This is a genomic window from Shewanella aestuarii (genome assembly GCF_011765625.1).
Classification (GTDB): Bacteria; Pseudomonadota; Gammaproteobacteria; order Enterobacterales; family Shewanellaceae; genus Shewanella; species Shewanella aestuarii_A.
This window is the reverse complement of sequence record NZ_CP050313.1, coordinates 1,809,446-1,826,491: the sequence shown is the minus strand read 5'-3', so window position 1 is coordinate 1,826,491 and position 17,046 is coordinate 1,809,446. Positions and strand designations below refer to the sequence as shown.

At 39.4% G+C, this 17,046-nt stretch carries 15 protein-coding genes; 7 read left to right on the top strand and 8 right to left on the bottom strand.

The window, feature by feature from the left end; translation table 11 throughout:
* Positions 1-119: 119 nt before the first annotated feature.
* The 7 genes from ruvB to HBH39_RS08260 all read right to left on the bottom strand — a co-directional run bounded on the left by ruvB (position 120) and on the right by HBH39_RS08260 (position 8,137).
* Positions 120-1,127 carry a Holliday junction branch migration DNA helicase RuvB gene (gene ruvB / locus HBH39_RS08290; RefSeq protein WP_167677287.1) on the bottom strand — a complete coding sequence of 336 codons (1,008 nt, stop codon included), beginning with the start codon at positions 1,125-1,127 and terminating at the stop codon, positions 120-122.
* 44 nt (positions 1,128-1,171) lie between these two features.
* Complete coding sequence (ruvA, locus tag HBH39_RS08285; protein WP_167677285.1) at positions 1,172-1,789, bottom strand: Holliday junction branch migration protein RuvA; 618 nt, start codon at positions 1,787-1,789, stop codon at positions 1,172-1,174.
* Complete coding sequence (gene ruvC, locus HBH39_RS08280) at positions 1,786-2,307, bottom strand: crossover junction endodeoxyribonuclease RuvC (protein ID WP_167677283.1); 522 nt, start codon at positions 2,305-2,307, stop codon at positions 1,786-1,788. The genes ruvA and ruvC overlap by 4 nt, the downstream gene beginning before the upstream one ends.
* Positions 2,308-2,381: 74 nt before the next feature.
* Positions 2,382-3,128: a YebC/PmpR family DNA-binding transcriptional regulator gene (locus tag HBH39_RS08275; protein WP_167677281.1), complete on the bottom strand. Its 747-nt coding sequence runs from the start codon at positions 3,126-3,128 to the stop codon at positions 2,382-2,384.
* 117 nt (positions 3,129-3,245) lie between these two features.
* A complete protein-coding gene (aspS, locus tag HBH39_RS08270) occupies positions 3,246-5,024 on the bottom strand; it encodes an aspartate--tRNA ligase (protein ID WP_167677279.1) in 1,779 nt (592 codons plus the stop codon).
* 279 nt (positions 5,025-5,303) lie between these two features.
* Entirely contained in the window at positions 5,304-6,893 is a 1,590-nt protein-coding gene (locus tag HBH39_RS08265; RefSeq protein ID WP_167677277.1) for a diguanylate cyclase domain-containing protein, read from the bottom strand.
* Positions 6,894-6,916: 23 nt separating this feature from the next.
* The gene (locus HBH39_RS08260) at positions 6,917-8,137 is read right to left on the bottom strand and encodes a transporter substrate-binding domain-containing protein (RefSeq protein ID WP_167677275.1); all 1,221 of its coding nucleotides are present in this window, start codon (positions 8,135-8,137) and stop codon (positions 6,917-6,919) included.
* A 318-nt stretch (positions 8,138-8,455) separates the two neighbouring features.
* Between HBH39_RS08260 and cmoA the strand changes: the two genes are divergently transcribed.
* The 7 genes from cmoA to HBH39_RS08225 are packed head-to-tail and all read left to right on the top strand — an operon-like array spanning position 8,456 to position 16,339.
* Positions 8,456-9,187 carry a carboxy-S-adenosyl-L-methionine synthase CmoA gene (gene cmoA / locus HBH39_RS08255; protein ID WP_167677273.1) on the top strand — a complete coding sequence of 244 codons (732 nt, stop codon included), beginning with the start codon at positions 8,456-8,458 and terminating at the stop codon, positions 9,185-9,187.
* Positions 9,184-10,176, top strand: a complete 993-nt coding sequence (cmoB, locus tag HBH39_RS08250; protein ID WP_167677271.1) for a tRNA 5-methoxyuridine(34)/uridine 5-oxyacetic acid(34) synthase CmoB — start codon at positions 9,184-9,186, stop codon at positions 10,174-10,176. Before cmoA ends, cmoB begins: the two co-directional genes overlap by 4 nt.
* Before the next feature lie 25 nt (positions 10,177-10,201).
* Positions 10,202-10,975: an ATP-dependent zinc protease family protein gene (locus tag HBH39_RS08245; protein ID WP_167677269.1), complete on the top strand. Its 774-nt coding sequence runs from the start codon at positions 10,202-10,204 to the stop codon at positions 10,973-10,975.
* A gap of 8 nt (positions 10,976-10,983) precedes the next feature.
* Positions 10,984-12,489: an inactive transglutaminase family protein gene (locus HBH39_RS08240; protein ID WP_167677267.1), complete on the top strand. Its 1,506-nt coding sequence runs from the start codon at positions 10,984-10,986 to the stop codon at positions 12,487-12,489.
* Complete coding sequence (locus HBH39_RS08235) at positions 12,489-13,433, top strand: alpha-L-glutamate ligase-like protein (protein ID WP_167677265.1); 945 nt, start codon at positions 12,489-12,491, stop codon at positions 13,431-13,433. Before HBH39_RS08240 ends, HBH39_RS08235 begins: the two co-directional genes overlap by 1 nt.
* Entirely contained in the window at positions 13,408-15,213 is a 1,806-nt protein-coding gene (locus HBH39_RS08230) for a hypothetical protein (RefSeq protein ID WP_167677263.1), read from the top strand. Before HBH39_RS08235 ends, HBH39_RS08230 begins: the two co-directional genes overlap by 26 nt.
* Positions 15,191-16,339 carry a DUF3541 domain-containing protein gene (locus HBH39_RS08225; protein WP_167677261.1) on the top strand — a complete coding sequence of 383 codons (1,149 nt, stop codon included), beginning with the start codon at positions 15,191-15,193 and terminating at the stop codon, positions 16,337-16,339. The genes HBH39_RS08230 and HBH39_RS08225 overlap by 23 nt, the downstream gene beginning before the upstream one ends.
* Positions 16,340-16,481: 142 nt before the next feature.
* Here the strand turns inward: HBH39_RS08225 and HBH39_RS08220 are convergent, their stop codons facing one another.
* A complete protein-coding gene (locus tag HBH39_RS08220) occupies positions 16,482-16,823 on the bottom strand; it encodes a Grx4 family monothiol glutaredoxin (protein WP_167677259.1) in 342 nt (113 codons plus the stop codon).
* Positions 16,824-17,046 lie beyond the last annotated feature (223 nt).

The window sequence follows — 17,046 nt, the reverse complement described above, 5'->3', positions numbered from 1 at the left end:
GAATAAATACTAACAAATTGAATATATATTCAATTTAAAACGATTTAAAAATAAAGGAAGGTTAATAAAAGAACACATGTTAATTTATTGTGTATATGTTCTTTTATTAATTAATTTAATTATTTTACTGGCTGGACAATATTAAAATGCTGGTAGGCTCTTGCAGTAGCAATACGACCACGGGGAGTGCGCTGAATAAAGCCTTGTTGAATTAAAAATGGCTCCAATACATCTTCAATGGTTTCCCTATCTTCACCAATAGCAGCAGCTACGTTATCTAAGCCAACAGGACCGCCCATAAACTTATCAATAATTGCCAGCAGCAGTTTTCTATCTAGATAGTCAAAACCTTCTAAATCAACATCAAGTAAATCTAAGGCTTGCTCAGCAACGGCTTTAGTGACTACACCATCATGTTTAACTTCAGCGTAATCCCTTACACGACGTAATAAACGGTTAGCAATCCGTGGTGTGCCGCGAGAGCGTCTGGCGACTTCAATAGCACCTTCAGGGTCAATCTCTAAATTCATTACTCGAGCAGAGCGAGTAACAATGGTTGTCAGATCTTGAACATTATAAAATTCTAATCGCAGCGGGATCCCAAAACGAGCTCGAAGTGGTGAGGTTAACGCCCCTGCTCTTGTGGTTGCCCCAACAAGGGTAAACGGTGGTAAATCTAATTTGATTGAACGGGCCGCTGGGCCTTCACCTATCATAATATCAAGCTGATAATCTTCCATTGCCGGATAAAGAATTTCTTCAACCACTGGACTAAGACGATGAATTTCATCAATAAAAAGTACATCACCTTCTTCAAGATTAGTCAGTAGTGCAGCCAAATCGCCAGCTTTTTCTAAAACTGGCCCCGAGGTGGATTTAATATTCACCCCCATCTCATTGGCCACAATCATGGCTAAGGTGGTTTTACCTAATCCCGGTGGGCCGAAAATTAGCATATGATCTAATGCTTCTTTACGATTTATTGCCGCTTGAATAAACACTTTTAACTGAGCTCGTGTGTCATCTTGCCCAGTGTACTCATCAAGCATTTTCGGGCGCATGGCACGGTCTATCAGTTCATCTTGGCCTTGCACTTGAGGTTGGATCAGGCGATCAGCTTCAATCATTTTTTGTCCTTTACGCTTTCAAATTTTAAAGCAATCGAGTTAATTTACAGCATGGATTTAAGTGCAGCTTTAATTAATGTTTCAGAATCCATCCCTTCTTTAGCATTAGCACTCACAGCTTTACTGGCTTGTGCAGGCTTATAACCTAATGAGATTAACGCTGAGATAGCATCTTCCTGAGCGCTTTCAACCGCTGGCGCAGGGGTATAATTGGACTGCAACACAAATTCACGCTCAGAACCTACTGACGCTTCAAGCAAAGACTTAAGTTTATCGCGCATTTCAACCACTAAGCGTTCAGCGGTTTTTTTGCCTACACCCGGAAGTTTTACTAAGGTGACAATATCGTCACGCTCCACACAGGAAACAAACTCACCTGCTGTCATGCCTGATAAAATGGTGAGTGCCAATTTGGGCCCTACTCCATTGGTTTTGATCAGTAATCTAAATAATGCACGCTCTTGTTTTGTGATAAAGCCATACAATAATTGGGCATCTTCTCGCACAACAAAATGGGTATAAACCATCGCTTGTTGATTGAGTTCTGGTAATTCATAAAAACTGGTTAATGGTACCTGTAATTCATAACCGACACCGTTTACATCAAGGACAATTTCTGGCGCTTGTTTTTCCACTAAAATACCACTTAAACGACCTATCATTTATATCTTCCATATGTTCTTGAATTTGCCCGACCACCTAATGCCACTAGGCTTTGATTAGTGTGATAATGACATAACGCAACAGCTAATGCATCAGCGGCATCGGCTTGCGGGGCCGCGGGTAATTTTAATAATTGAGTTATCATATGTTGCACTTGTGTCTTTTGAGCTCGCCCAGTGCCGACTACCGCACTTTTGATCTGAGTTGCGCTGTATTCAGCAACAGGTAAATCAGCACAAGTAGCCGCAACGATTGCCGCGCCTCTGGCTTGACCAAGCTTTAACGCTGAATCCGCATTTTTAGCCATAAACACCCGTTCGATTGCAAATTCATCAGGTTGATATTGCTTAATAATTTCAGAAATACCAGCAAATATCTGTTGCAACCTTAAAGGTAATTCATCAGATTGTGTGCGAATACAACCGCTGCCTAAGTAAACCTGCGAACGGCCGATACATTTAATCACTCCATATCCCGTGATGCGAGATCCAGGATCAACCCCTAATATTATGGCCATAGTGAAGAGGTGCTGAGTGGTTTAAGCATTGGTAGCATCAAGATTTTTTTACCTTTAATGATATTGACTAATGGTTATTCTAAGGCTGCAAGCACATCATCGCTGATCTCTGCATTATGATAAACTTCTTGCACATCATCATGATCTTCAAGCACATCAATTAAACGTAAGAATTTTTCGGCATTCTCTAAATCTAATTCAGCTTTAGTCGAAGCAACCATGGTGACTTCAGCATTCACAGCATCAAAACCTGCGGCATCTAATGCATCTTTAACCTGACCAAATAACTCCGGGGCAGTATAAACATCTATCGCGTTATCATCATTCACGATCACATCATCGGCGCCCGCTTCAAGTGCGGCATCCATCAATGTATCTTCATCAACATCAGCGCCATAAGAAATAATACCTGATTTAGTAAATAAATAGGCAACGGAGCCATCGGTACCCAGATTGCCACCATTTTTACTAAACGCATTACGAACGCCAGACACAGTACGATTACGATTATCTGTCATGGTTTCAACCATCACCGCACTGCCACCCGGGCCATAGCCTTCATAAATGATGGTTTCAAGTTGCTGACCATCCATCTCACCGGCCCCGCGCTTGATAGCACGTTCAATTGTGTCGCGAGTCATATTATTAGAAAGCGATTTGTCGATGGCGGCACGCAAACGGGGATTCGCATCAGGATCTGAGCCGCCTTCACGTGCAGCTACGGTTAACTCACGAATGAATTTGGTAAACAGCTTACCACGTTTGGCATCTTGGGCTGCTTTACGATGTTTAATATTGGCCCATTTACTATGACCTGCCATAGATAACTCCTTATCGTATGAAAGACGCAATAGATTGCGTAAAGGGAGAAGTGCTATAAACACAGACCGAGGCATAAGCCTCGGAATGATAGTTAAAACCTAATAGACGAGATTATCTTATTCGGTATCAGTTTTAGGCTTTTCAATAACGCTAACACCTAATTCCACTAACTGCTGTGGATTAGCAAAACCTGGCGCATTAGTTAATGGACAAGCTGCAGTGGTGGTTTTTGGGAATGCCATCACGTCACGAATAGAGCTCGCGCCCGTCATCAACATAATGATGCGATCTAAACCAAATGCTAAACCTGCATGTGGAGGCGTACCATAACGCAACGCTTCTAATAAGAAACCAAACTTCTCTTTGGCTTCTTCTGCTTCAATACCTAGCAATTCAAATACCGTACTTTGCATTTCTGCATTATGAATACGTACTGAACCACCGCCTAACTCACAACCGTTTAATACCATGTCATAAGCATCTGACACCGCGCCGACAGGATCGGCTTTTAATTCAGCCGGTGTAATACCGCGTGGTGCGGTAAATGGATGGTGTACGGCATGTAACCCACCATTGATTTTCTCAAACATAGGGAAATCAACAACCCATAATGGACGCCATTGACCTTCTAATAAGTCAAAATCTTCACCCGCTTTTAAGCGCAATGCGCCCATCGCTTCTGCAACAACGTTGGCTTTGTCGGCACCAAATAAAATAATGTCGCCTGTTTGTCCGCCAGTGCGGCTGATAATTTGCTTAATAATATCTTCGGTTAAGAACTTAGCGACAGGTGATTGAATACCTTCCATCCCTGCATCTAAATCGTTTAACTTCATCCAAGCTAAACCTTTAGCACCATATATACCGGCAAACTTGGTGTATTCATCAATTTGTTTACGTGACAATGATGCACCCGTTGGAATGCGAAGTGCTGCTACGCGACCTTCTTGGTCATTGGCTGGGCCATTAAATACTGCAAATTCAACATCTTTTACTAAATCAGCAACATCAACTAATTCTAAAGGGTTACGTAAATCAGGCTTATCTGAACCAAAACGACGCATTGCTTCAGCAAAAGTCATGCGTGGAAACTCGCCTAAATCCACGTTGAGTAGATCTTGGAATAAACCACGCATCATTTGCTCAGTTTTTTCCATGACTTGTTCAGATGTCATAAATGAAGTTTCAATATCAATTTGAGTAAATTCAGGTTGACGATCTGCACGTAAATCTTCATCACGGAAACATTTAACAATTTGATAGTAACGGTCAAAACCTGACATCATCAGTAATTGTTTAAACAATTGTGGTGATTGCGGTAAAGCAAAAAATTGCCCTTTATACGTCCGGCTTGGAACTAAATAATCGCGGGCACCTTCAGGCGTTGCTTTGGTTAAAATTGGGGTTTCAATGTCTAAGAAACCATTTGAGTCTAAGAAGCGACGCACAGCGCTGGTGACTTTAGCGCGAAAAATGAGACGCTCTGCCATTTCAGGGCGACGTAAATCTAAATAACGATATTTTAAACGCTGTTCTTCACTGTTATTTTGATAGTTGTCCATGCTCAATGGCAACGGCGCAGATGCATTGATAATGGTTAATTCTTTACCCAATATTTCAACTTCACCAGTTTTCATTTGCGTATTGACTTGTGAATCTGGACGCGCTCGGACTATACCTTTTACTTGCACACAAAATTCAGCGCGTAATGAGCTAGCAACATCAAACACGTCTTTCAAATCTGGGTCATATACAACTTGAATTAAACCTTCACGATCACGTAAGTCTAAAAAAACGACTCCGCCTAAATCACGGCTACGATTAACCCACCCAACTAGGGTAACTTCTTGACCTAAATGAGACTTGTTGACGTCTCCACAATAATGGCTGCGCATTGAACTCTATCCTTCAAATAAAAGCGGCTTTAGCAAAGCAGAATTTGCATAATAAAAATGACAAAACGGCATTATATACCCAAAATGACACTTAGGTCTGCGCTTAACAACATTAATTGTCTGTTTTTAAGCGCATTGGATATACAGCAAATATTTTATGCTGGCAGTATCAAACAGATTGCATGAATTAACCAGTTTTGAAGTGGATAAAATGAATTAACCGAATAAAAAAACACCATAAAACCATTATTGGTAAAATTTATGTCAGTAATCGTAATGCTAAAAGCTAGATTTATATTGATGACCACCAATTCGCTTAGCTTGATACATAAGATGATCTGCATGCTTAATCAAGTCATGTGGTGATACACCATCTTGTGGGTATACCGCAATGCCGATGCTTGCTGAGATTTGGACAAATTTATCATCAATGCGAGTCACTGACTCTAATTTATCCAATATAACTTCCGCGATACGTTTTGCTACTTCAACACTATCAATATGGCTCAACAGTACTACAAATTCGTCACCGCCAAACCTTGCTATCGTATCCTTGGTTAAGATTGAGTCATTTAACAGTTGCGACACTTTAATCAGTAACGCATCACCTATATGATGTCCATGTTGATCATTAACAATTTTAAAACCATCTAAATCAATAAATAGTAATGCAAATTTTGATTTAGTTGCTTGATGCTTTTCAATTGCAGTTGCTAATTGTTTATCAAGAGATGTTCTGTTGGCTAAACCGGTGACATTGTCATGATTGGCTAAATAAATCAGTTGATGTTCAGCATCTTCCCGGCATTTTATCTCAATATTTAAACGTCGATTTGCAGCAAACACTGTGATGGTGACCAAACAGACCAATACCATCCCCAATATTAACCAATTCATCCAGCGTTGATAAAAGTTATTCTTTGTACTGACGTCTACCTCAATCCATTTTTGATATAACTGCTGTTGTTTTTCTTTATCGATGGTTTGTAAAACACGGTTGATCAGCGGCAATAATTCACTTAAATCGTTGAATACACCAATCCGGCTATGTTGATCGGCTAAATCTGCAATTAACGACAATTTTAAACTTGGAAACTGGCCGTCTTTTAACTGATCAGCTAATGCAGTTACTTTTTCGATAAACATATCTGCTTGACCATTAACCACTGAATCTAACCCTGTTTGAGTATCTTCAACCAAAATTAGTGTTACATTTGGAAATTGCTGCCTTAATTGTGAAACTAATTGATAACCTTTAATTACAGAGATTTTCTTATTATTCAATTGACTAATGTTTAAAATAGCAGGTTGCGATAAATCGCTTGCTATGGCCCAAGGTGATGGCCAATACACATCACTGACACTGACGCTATCTCCGCGCTCAGCATGTTGTGCTAAGCTAGCAACAAGTTGAATTTCTCCACTTTTTAGCTGGTGCATCATTTCATCAAAGGTATCAAAAGCAACCGGGATAATAGATAAACCGAGATGGTTGACCAGTAAATTCTTAATATCAGCATTCACTCCCAAAAACTCGCCATTTTTACCCTGAAATTCCATTGGAGGCCAATTATTCAAATAACCCATTTTTAACGCACCAAGCTTTGACAAATACGTTTTATCTTGATTAGTTAAATTAATCAGTTTGTCTTGTTCAGTGAAAAAACGATCTTCAGGATTGATTAGCCACTTTCGCTCAATTTGTAAATGCTCTTCTGGAGAAATCAATTTAAAGCCAGCTTGGATGCGCTCAGTTAACCCACTGTCATCATGTCGGGTTAACGCATAAATTTTAGCCGAGAATTCAATATCGGAATGCTGTTTAAATTCAGTCCATAATTTATTGTTTAGTAGGTAATGTGATGTCATTGCCGATGAAGCAATAAAACCTATTATATCCCCTTGATAGTGGCATTTGCCATTGCACTGGTTGTTTCATAAAAACGTAATTGCGCTTTGGGGAATAACTTATGGATCTCTGATAGGTATGGCGCTGTTGGGAAAACACCAATACGAATATTATCTTGATGTTCTATATTTTCTATGTCGTTTTGCAGACTAAAAAAACGGCTTTTTACCGATGTTAAATGCCAAGCTTGCTGCAATCCAGTGCGCATTTCATTACTTTCAGGGTAACCAATATGCACATCAGCAAAACCACGCTTTATATCCCCTATGGATGTATTCATATCGCCAATGATAAAATCAATACTTATACCGGTTTTTTCAGACCATAAATTCCATAAATCAACAAATAAACCATGTGGTCGACCATCGATGCCAATATCAACAAAGGGTTCGACATTGGTTTGCATCGCAATCATCACCCCTGAATTTTGGCGATTATACCCTAGCCAGCGACGTTCAATTTTTCTAATCTGCTCGACATCAATTTGCTTAAAACCCGCATTGATTTGATTAACTAGTTCGTCATTTCCTTTAATTACCGCAGGACTTAGGCCGACTTTGGTAATAGGTAAACGTGATGAACTATAATACTCATTCGCGATATCTTGCTCTAATGCTAAATTTCGCTGATACCCTTCAATCCCAGCAAATACTAACACCTCACCATTTGCAGCGCCGTCTAATAATGCTTCTCTGCTGGGATATTTTCTAAAAGTAAAATGAGGGTTTATATCTAGCAAAGTTTGTTCATGAGAAGAGCCCGCAACAATACCAATTTGATAAGGTAACAAATCAAGCAACTGTAATTTCTTTTTGATGGATTTATGAATAAACAAATAGGTTTGTAATGAAGTTATTGGGGAAGCAAAGTCAAATTTTTGTTGTCTAAGGGCATTTGTAGTCATGCCAATATGAATATCCCCGGTACCGTCTTGTAAACGCTGTAAAGATTCCCCCCAATTGTATGGGCGAATTTCTATGGGCGTTTGGGTAACTAAAGACCATTCTTGCCAAAGTTCAACTAAAATCCCTGCAGGTTTGTTGTTTTGATCAATAAATTGGAAAGGAAAGGTATCTTCACCCATCACAAGTATCAAAGGGGCATTGTTAGCTTTTAAAGGAAGTGTGCTTGTATCTTCAGCTAAGGCGCGTTGACCAAATCCTATGCAGACCAAAAAAAACAGCATTCCCGCAAATATTTTCAAGTGATGTCCCTATTACTAAGTGCCTTGTAAGCAGTACTAAACCTAGAATCTAAACGATATCCATTTCACCAGCGGTATTGAATAAACCAACTTGACGATGGGATATAATTTACCTTATTTTTCAGTTTGTTTCTAATCCAAATAGTTAAATATTGAACTAAACATGGCCATTTTTAACAAATAATTACCCATTAAGTCATTGTTGACAAAATTTAAGACAAGATAATGAAAAAAAATGATAAATTTTAGAGTCCACCACTTGCTGGTGTTCAGCTTGATTAGCTAAAATAAGTGCAGAATTTTATAAACTGATTTCTCATGAACTCTCAACAAGACACCATCTATGCTACGCCAGCCAGCCAAGTAGCTGACTTCGTATTCGACCAAAAAGTGGCTGGTGTATTCAACGACATGATCCGTCGTTCTGTCCCTGGATATGGTCAAATTATTAATACCATTGGTGATTTTGCCAATGAGTTTGTTACACCTAACTCAAATGTTTACGACTTAGGCTGTTCTTTAGGCACGGCAACATTAAGCATACGTCGCCAAATTGAACAGAGAAATTGCAAAATAATTGCGATTGATAATAGTGAACCCATGATCCAACGCTGTACCGAAAACCTATCAGCCTATGTCAGTGACACTCAGGTAGACCTTATCTGTGGTGATATTCGTGACCTTGAAATAACCAATGCGTCTATGGTTGTGTTGAATTTCACGTTACAATTTTTACCTATTAGTGATCGTGATGCGCTCATTAACAAAATTTACCAAGGACTCTTACCAAATGGTATTTTAGTTATTTCTGAAAAACTACGTTTTGAAGACAATACGATTCAAACTTTACTGGATTCACATCACCTTGATTTCAAACGTGCAAATGGCTATAGCGAGTTAGAGATTAGTCAAAAACGCAGTGCCATTGAGAATGTGATGCGTCCCGACACCTTACTAGACCACCAAACCCGAGCACAGCAATGTGGGTTTAAGCATTTTAATACGTGGTTTCAATGTTTTAACTTTGCTTCTATGGTGGCAATCAAATGATCAGTTTTAGTGCGTTTTACAAACAAATTGCCGATTCAAACCTACAGCATTGGTTAGAAACCTTGCCATCAATACTCGGAAATTGGCAACGCGAACATAAACACGGCAACCTACCTAAATGGGAAAAGGTTTTAAATAAACTTCAATACCCTACTCCAGACATCATCGACTTTAGCGCCAGCGTTACAATAGGTTCAGGTAAACAACTTACCGACGGACAAGTTGAAAAACTTAAAAATTTACTGGGTTTATTTCAACCATGGCGAAAAGGTCCTTTTTCTGTTCATGGTATTGATATTGATACAGAATGGCGAAGTGATTGGAAATGGGATAGAGTTAAGCCACATATCTCTTCTTTAGCCAACCGAACTGTATTAGATGTTGGCTGTGGAAGCGGATACCATATGTGGAGAATGTATGGTGATGGCGCAAAGTGCGTAGTAGGTATTGACCCTTCACCGCTATTTTTATGCCAATTTGAAGCAATTAAACGCATTGCAGGTAATCAACACCCGGTTCATCTACTACCATTAGGTATTGAAGAACTGCCACCACTTGATGCGTTTGACACGGTTTTTTCAATGGGTGTGCTCTATCACAGACGCTCACCCATTGATCACTTACTTCAACTAAGAGATCAATTGCGCATGGGTGGTGAACTTGTTATTGAAACTTTAGTAATTGATGGTGATGAAAACGCGGTACTTGTACCTAAAGACCGATATGGCAAAATGAACAATGTTTGGTTTTTACCCTCAGTGGCAGCACTAACACTTTGGCTTGAAAAATGTGAGTTCACCAACGTTCGATGTGTCGATGTTGATGTGACTTCTTTGGCAGAGCAACGCAGTACTGCATGGATGAAAAATGAATCTTTAGTTGACTATCTCGATCCAAAAGACGTGAGTTTAACAATAGAAGGTTACCCCGCACCTAAACGTGCAATAATTATCGCCACCAAAAATCAACCTAATTTAGATTTAATTTAACTTATAATAATTAACAGGAATTGACATGTTTAAGCAGGCACTAGCATTATTCGTTGCAGCAATACTTGTCTCAGGTTGTACCACAACACAACAACCTAGTAAGCCCAATATTTCAAATGCAGACATCCAAAGCACATTAAAAGCGTCACAAGCTGAAATAATTACTGCCTTTAATGAGCAGTGTAGTCAGCAATCCGCTGATATTAATGCCGTATCTGATGAATTACGAAAACTAAAAACACAGATAAGCGACGCAATGGCACAAAAACAAAAAGCAGCTGTAGCGCCTCCAGTGGCCACACCAAGGCCAGTTGCAGTGCCATCACAATGCCCTGAAGCCCAAATTGGTGAGAAATTTTTATTGGGCGAAGTTGAAAGTGTGTTCATCGATGAGCTTAAAACCAAATTTGCCACCCGTATTGACACAGGCGCCGAATCTTCATCTCTTGATGCCAGAAACATAGTACTCTTTGAACGTGATGGAGAACAATGGGTTCGATTTGATGTAATGACCAATGGTGCAGAACAACCAGGTGACACATTTGAGTCTAAAGTGGTCAGGTTTGTTCGTATTAAACAAGATGCAGATAGCTCTGACGATCGTCGTCCTGTGATCCATGCGCATTTGAAAATTGGTAAATACTCCGCTGAGACAGATCTAAATCTTACTGATCGAAGCCATTTAGATTACCCACTTTTATTAGGCCGTAAGTTTATGAAAGATATTGCAATTGTCGATGTTGGACAAATGTATATTCACGGTAAAGCAAAAAACCAAGTCACCACTTTAATTAAATAGGCAATAAGATGCATTCTCGTAAACCGTTTTACATATTTGTATTTCTGCTTTTTGTTGCTGGCATAAGTGCAAGTATTTACCGTGGAATAGAGCATAAAGTGCCGTTCCTACCCGGAGAACAAGTTCAAAGTTGGGCGATCGACGCAAAAGTTAGCTTTAGTGGTCGTAATGCACCTGCTGAAGTGAGTTTTTCACTACCTAATGACCCAGCTTTCGATATTTTAGTCGAGAATGCCACATCACCGGGTTATGGCCTAACCATTACAGATGATATTAGCCGTCGTGCTATTTGGTCTATCAGAGAAGCCCGTGGGCCGCAGTCATTATTTTACCGCGTCACACTCGTCCCTACAGGTAAATTAAGCATAACCACAGATGAGCAACCAGCTGTGCCTCAAGAGTACTTATGGCCAGCAACCGAAAAGTCTGCCGCAGATCAAATTGTTGATGAAGTGTGGGGCCGAAGTGCAACTAACTTATCTTTTGCTAGCCAGCTGATGTCATTGATAAATGATGATAACCAAAGCCAAAATATGGCATTGTTATTATCAACTAATACCTCGACCAATTTATTTCTACAAATGTTGCTCACCAAAGGCGTTCCAGCACGGATAGTCAGTGGCTTAAAGCTCGAAGACCAACGACGTCGCCAACAATTATCCAACTATGTTCAAGTTTACCAAGACGGTGAATGGCATTTATTTGATGTAGTCAATAACAAGCAAGGCCGAGATAACACCTTATTGTTATGGGAATACAACGATGGGTCTGTTTTAGATGTTATGGGTGCGACAAATTCGCAAGTTAACTTCTCAATGCTACAAGAAACACGTTCCGCATTAGCGACATCCATAGACATGCTGATAACTAACGATGCGTTAGATTTCTCCTTGTATCAACTACCACTAGAAGAACAAAGCTTATTCAAGGGAATTTTACTTATCCCAATCGGCGTATTGGTGGTCGTTTTCTTGCGAGTGATTGTTGGCATTAAGACCTCTGGTACCTTTATGCCAGTGTTAATCGCAATGGCCTTTATTCAAACAACCTTACTCACTGGTTTAATCGGTTTCTTATTGATTGTTGCTTTTGGTTTGATGATCCGCTCATGGCTGTCCACCCTGAATCTACTGTTAATATCCCGAATATCGGCGGTAATTATTGTGGTGATATTTATTATTGGTTTGTTCACGCTAATTTCATCTAAATTAGGATTAAGTGAAGGCATGACAGTCACCTTCTTCCCGATGATCATTCTTGCTTGGACAATTGAGCGTATGTCCATTCTTTGGGAAGAAGAAGGCCCGAAAAAAGTCTTTGTTTCAGGTGGCGGCAGTTTGTTTGTCGCAACGATCGCTTATTTAGCAATGAGCAGTTCACTTGTGCAACATTGGGTATTTAACTTCTTAGGCGTACATTTGATCATTTTGGGCTTAGTACTGGTAATGGGACAATATACTGGCTATCGCTTGACCGAGCTAAAACGCTTTAAACCCTTAGTGGGAGAGAAGTAATGAAATATGCTTGGCCTTGGGAGTTAAAGCGCAGCGGTGTGCTCAATATGAACAAACGCAACATTAGCTATATTGGCCGTTACAACCCGCGCAAATTTTATAAACGTGTAGATGATAAATTAATAACCAAGCAACTCGCATTGGCTAACAATATCGCCGTACCTGACTTAATTGGTGTAGTGCAAGAACAGCACACCATTGAAGAAATTCCGGCAATGGTTGCTGATAGAACTGGCTTTGTGATCAAGCCAGCCAAAGGCTCTGGCGGTAAAGGCATTTTAGTTATTACCAGAGTCGAACAAGGCCGTTATTATAAAGCCAATGGTCAAGAGGTAACTCCCAATGAGATATATCGCCATGTGTCTAATACTCTCAGTGGTTTGTTCTCATTAGGCGGTAAACCTGACGTTGCAATTGTTGAAGGATTAATTGAATTTGATCCTATATTTAACGGCGTCAGCTATGAAGGCGTACCTGACATTCGATTAATCGTCTTTAAAGGTTTTCCTGTTATGGGCATGCTTCGCTGCTCAACAGCGGCCTCTGATGGTAAAGCTAACTTGCACCAAGGCGCAGTTGGTGTCGGGCTAGATATCGCAACAGGTAAAAGTTTACATGCTGTGCAATTTGACGTCCCTGTTGATAAGCACCCCGACACTCATTTCCCTCTCTCTAATATTCAAGTGCCGCATTGGGAAACCCTTTTACATACTGCGTCAAGTGCTTATGAGATGTGTGAATTAGGCTATCTAGGCACAGACATGGTGTTAGATAAAAAACGGGGGCCATTATTGCTTGAGTTGAACGCCCGACCAGGTTTAACAATTCAAATCGCGAATGGCAAAGGCATTTTACCTCGCCTTAAACATGTTGAATCCCTCAAAGGTCCTAAAATGTCAGTTGAGCAACGAGTGGAATATGCTAAAAAGCATTTTTGCGGTTAGTATATTTTGTCGTTTAGCGTGTGTTTTTACTTTATTAGCCACAGCATCTGCTGTGGCTAATCCTTTAAGTCTGTTCACCGAACAGTGTTTGCAATTTCACACGCAAACATCAGTTCCCATTCCTTCAGCTTGGTTAAAAAAAGATGGCGACCAATTAGTAGTAAAAGCCTCGCCTGAAGTTCACTTACAGCAAATTGTCGATTTTGAGGCGGGTTTACTGAGTTTACATAACCTTAATGACCTTAATAATTATTACAGAAGCCAGACAAGCGCCCCTGAATATCAGCAAGCTTTGTTAATGTGCCAAGTTCACTTAGCAGATGAATTGACTTGGCTTGCCAGTCAACTTGATTCAAACAAACTCACGTCATCTGCTTATCAGTCTCTTGACACCAATACCCCATATCAAGTCTATTCAGCTAAATTAGCTAGCCTACTCAATAGACAATGGCCACAGAATACAAAAGCGCTAAAACATAGCTTACAGGCTAATATAGAACATTATTTTTCAAAAAAATATCAGTTAACCTTACCCGATATTTGCCAACTAAAAGAAGAAGCAGCTGATGAGCATCAAGCTGATTTTAACACCGAACAATCAATTGCATTTTATCTAGCACATCAACAAGACGAACAGTGTAGAAAACAAGCTTGGATAGCTTATCAAATTCGGGCAAAAGATTTGATTAAACCCAGCTTGCTTAAACTGCATCAACTACAAACGGATTTTTCCAAACAGCGTGGCTATCAAAATTTCACTGATTACCAGCTTAGTTTTCAAGGCTTGACAGAAAATCAAGTTGAAATTTTTTTAGCAAGCCAAACACATAATATCAATCAAGCACCCTGGAATTTAATTACCCAATTAAAAAAAATTCCCAAAAGTCATCAACCTAAAGTTAGCACAGCTCTGTTACTACAAACCGCATTCCAGCAACTTGAACAACTTGATATTCATTTTGAGCAAATAGACCTCATCAATCCGTCAAGTAAACAACAAGTTTATCGAATTTGGCATAAACAGCGTTTACTCGGTGAACTGTATTTACATTGGTTTGACGAAGCCTCATCAAGTCCTACCGACAAACTTGCGGGAGCACTCATTAAGTATCCGGTGTTAGGCCATCAGTTTGGTCAATACAGCTTACAATTACCCCAGGAATTAACTGACACAACACAGATGCGTTTGTTAACACTACTCAGTGAGAGCATAAGTCTACTGGCAAAAAGTGGGCAATTTTATTATTTCAATCAACAAAGTGTTGATAGCAGCAGCGCTGAAATTGGCAGTTTATGGCTTGCAAAATGGTTATCAAGGGCGTTAGATAAACCTCAAATACATAATCCAAGGCTCGTGTTAATCAAACAATACCAACAACAACACCAAGTATTTAAATCTAAAGTTGCTCTATATTTTTATCGGCAAAACAACGTCACGAACTGGCCATGGGTACAACCCATGCTAGATGCTCAAATATCACAAGCATTTCAGCGCAGTTTCGGCCATGATTGGCCACAAGCAAGTGATGCAATATATAGTTTGCAGGCTATTGCTAATCAAGGGATTAATCATTATCTTTTGCTATGGCAGCAAACGCTGGCAGAGTTAATTATGAATGAAGTTAACAATGACAGTAAAGCCAAGGAAATCTTTGAATTATTAGTAGTCAATGAGCACAACCAAACCCTCTATGATCAATTGTCTGCAATCTATCTACAGCCAATGGATTTTGAAAAACTTATATGGAGAATTAACCATGCTGGCTCTAAGCAAGAGTAAAACACTCTCGTTAGTCGCATTATCCGTTGTATTTCTAAGCAGCAGTGTTTTTGCTAAACAAACCTATGTAAAACCTGAACATGATTTAAGTGCTGAACAAGTTTACCAAGGAATTAAAACTAACTTAGAAACCAACCTTTATTCATTACCGCCCCGTGTTCAAGGACACTATGCAATTCGCCTGTTTAGAATGACTGGTGATGTCAAATATGCCAATGGTTCTCTTATTGATTTACTCACGGTTGCTGAACGCCAAGCTTATTATGCCTGTAACTTAGATAAGCCTGATTTTATCAAAGCCGAATCAGAGAAAGCTGCCAATAAGTTAGGTAATGGCCCACGGGCCAAAGCACGAAAGAAAGCCATTCAACCCTACCCTAATTTCATGCTTTTCAGCGACATACTTTTGCGCTACGCAAGTCGTATTGACGAGTTTGGTCTGACAGGACCATGTCACGAGCTAATGATCGATACCCTTAAAAAGCATAATTTTGAACCTGAATTAACCGATAAAAAAATGATTAAAGCTTGGGCTGCTCAATTAATTAATTATGTTTTTTGGGCAAAACAACTTGGCATTGGTGATTATTATCCAGCTTACAAAAAGGCTTTTATAAAAGCATATCCAGACAGTAAGGATGATAAATTATCCAAAGCACAATTTAAAAATAAAATTTACGGTATGACGCACTTTATTTTTGCTGCCAGTCAATACTATCAATATGAAGTTGATCCTAAAGAGTATCAGTGGATTTTAGATTATTTTGAAAAAAATATTGATAGGATTATCGCTGACACCACTGAAGATATAACAACAGAAGTTGGTATTAGCTTTTTGCTTACCGGTCACAAAAACCATCCTGTGACTGAAAAAGTGAAGCAGTTTATTATTGACTCTTACAATCCAGAGTATCAATTTATTCTGTCACCAAGTGGAAAATTCAATTTAGCATCTGGTGAACACAGAAACGTACTGGCGATGATGCTGCTCGATTGGCCTGAAAAAATGACCCCAGGCCCCTATTTAGCTAACATTGCAAGTACTAAGAAAAACTTACCTAGACTCGTTAAAGTCAAAGCAGCAACCACAAACCCTGTTGATGTTAAAACTGACAAGCTACATTGATATTGCTGTAAACAAAAAGCCCAATGAAATCATTGGGCTTTTTTATTTGACTCAATCAATTGCGCTGCCCTGAATCGTTTAACGAAAGTAATATTAAGTCGTTAATGTCTAATTCTAGTTCGCAGCATATTTAATCAGTTACTTATTCACTAGCATCGTCAGTGCGATATTTATCTGCCGTTGCTTTGATCAAAGGCTGAAGCTCGCCTTTTTGAAACATTTCAGTGACGATATCGCAGCCACCAATTAATTCACCTTCAATCCACAATTGTGGAAAAGTTGGCCAGTTAGCAAATTTGGGTAATTCAGCACGAATATCTGGGTGCTGTAAAATGTCAACAAATGCAAATTGTTCACCACAGTTAATCATCACTTGAGCCACTTGAGATGAAAAACCACAGCTAGGTAGTTTTGGAGAGCCTTTCATATAAACAATGATCGGGTTTTCAGTAATTTGCTGCTTTATCTTTTCTACAGTTTCCATTTTGATTCCTAATGGTTGTCAACACTTATAGCTCTATTGTACGACACCTTCAACAATAACAAAATCCCACAGTTTGTAAGGGTTTAGTTATTTTGTATTTTCTATCACCATAATCGATATTATTCAGCAAACAATGATTCACATCACAAAAATAATCAGTACAATAGCCACAGAGCAATGTACCTATTAGGTATTAATAACGATAACCTAAATCCATGGAGTG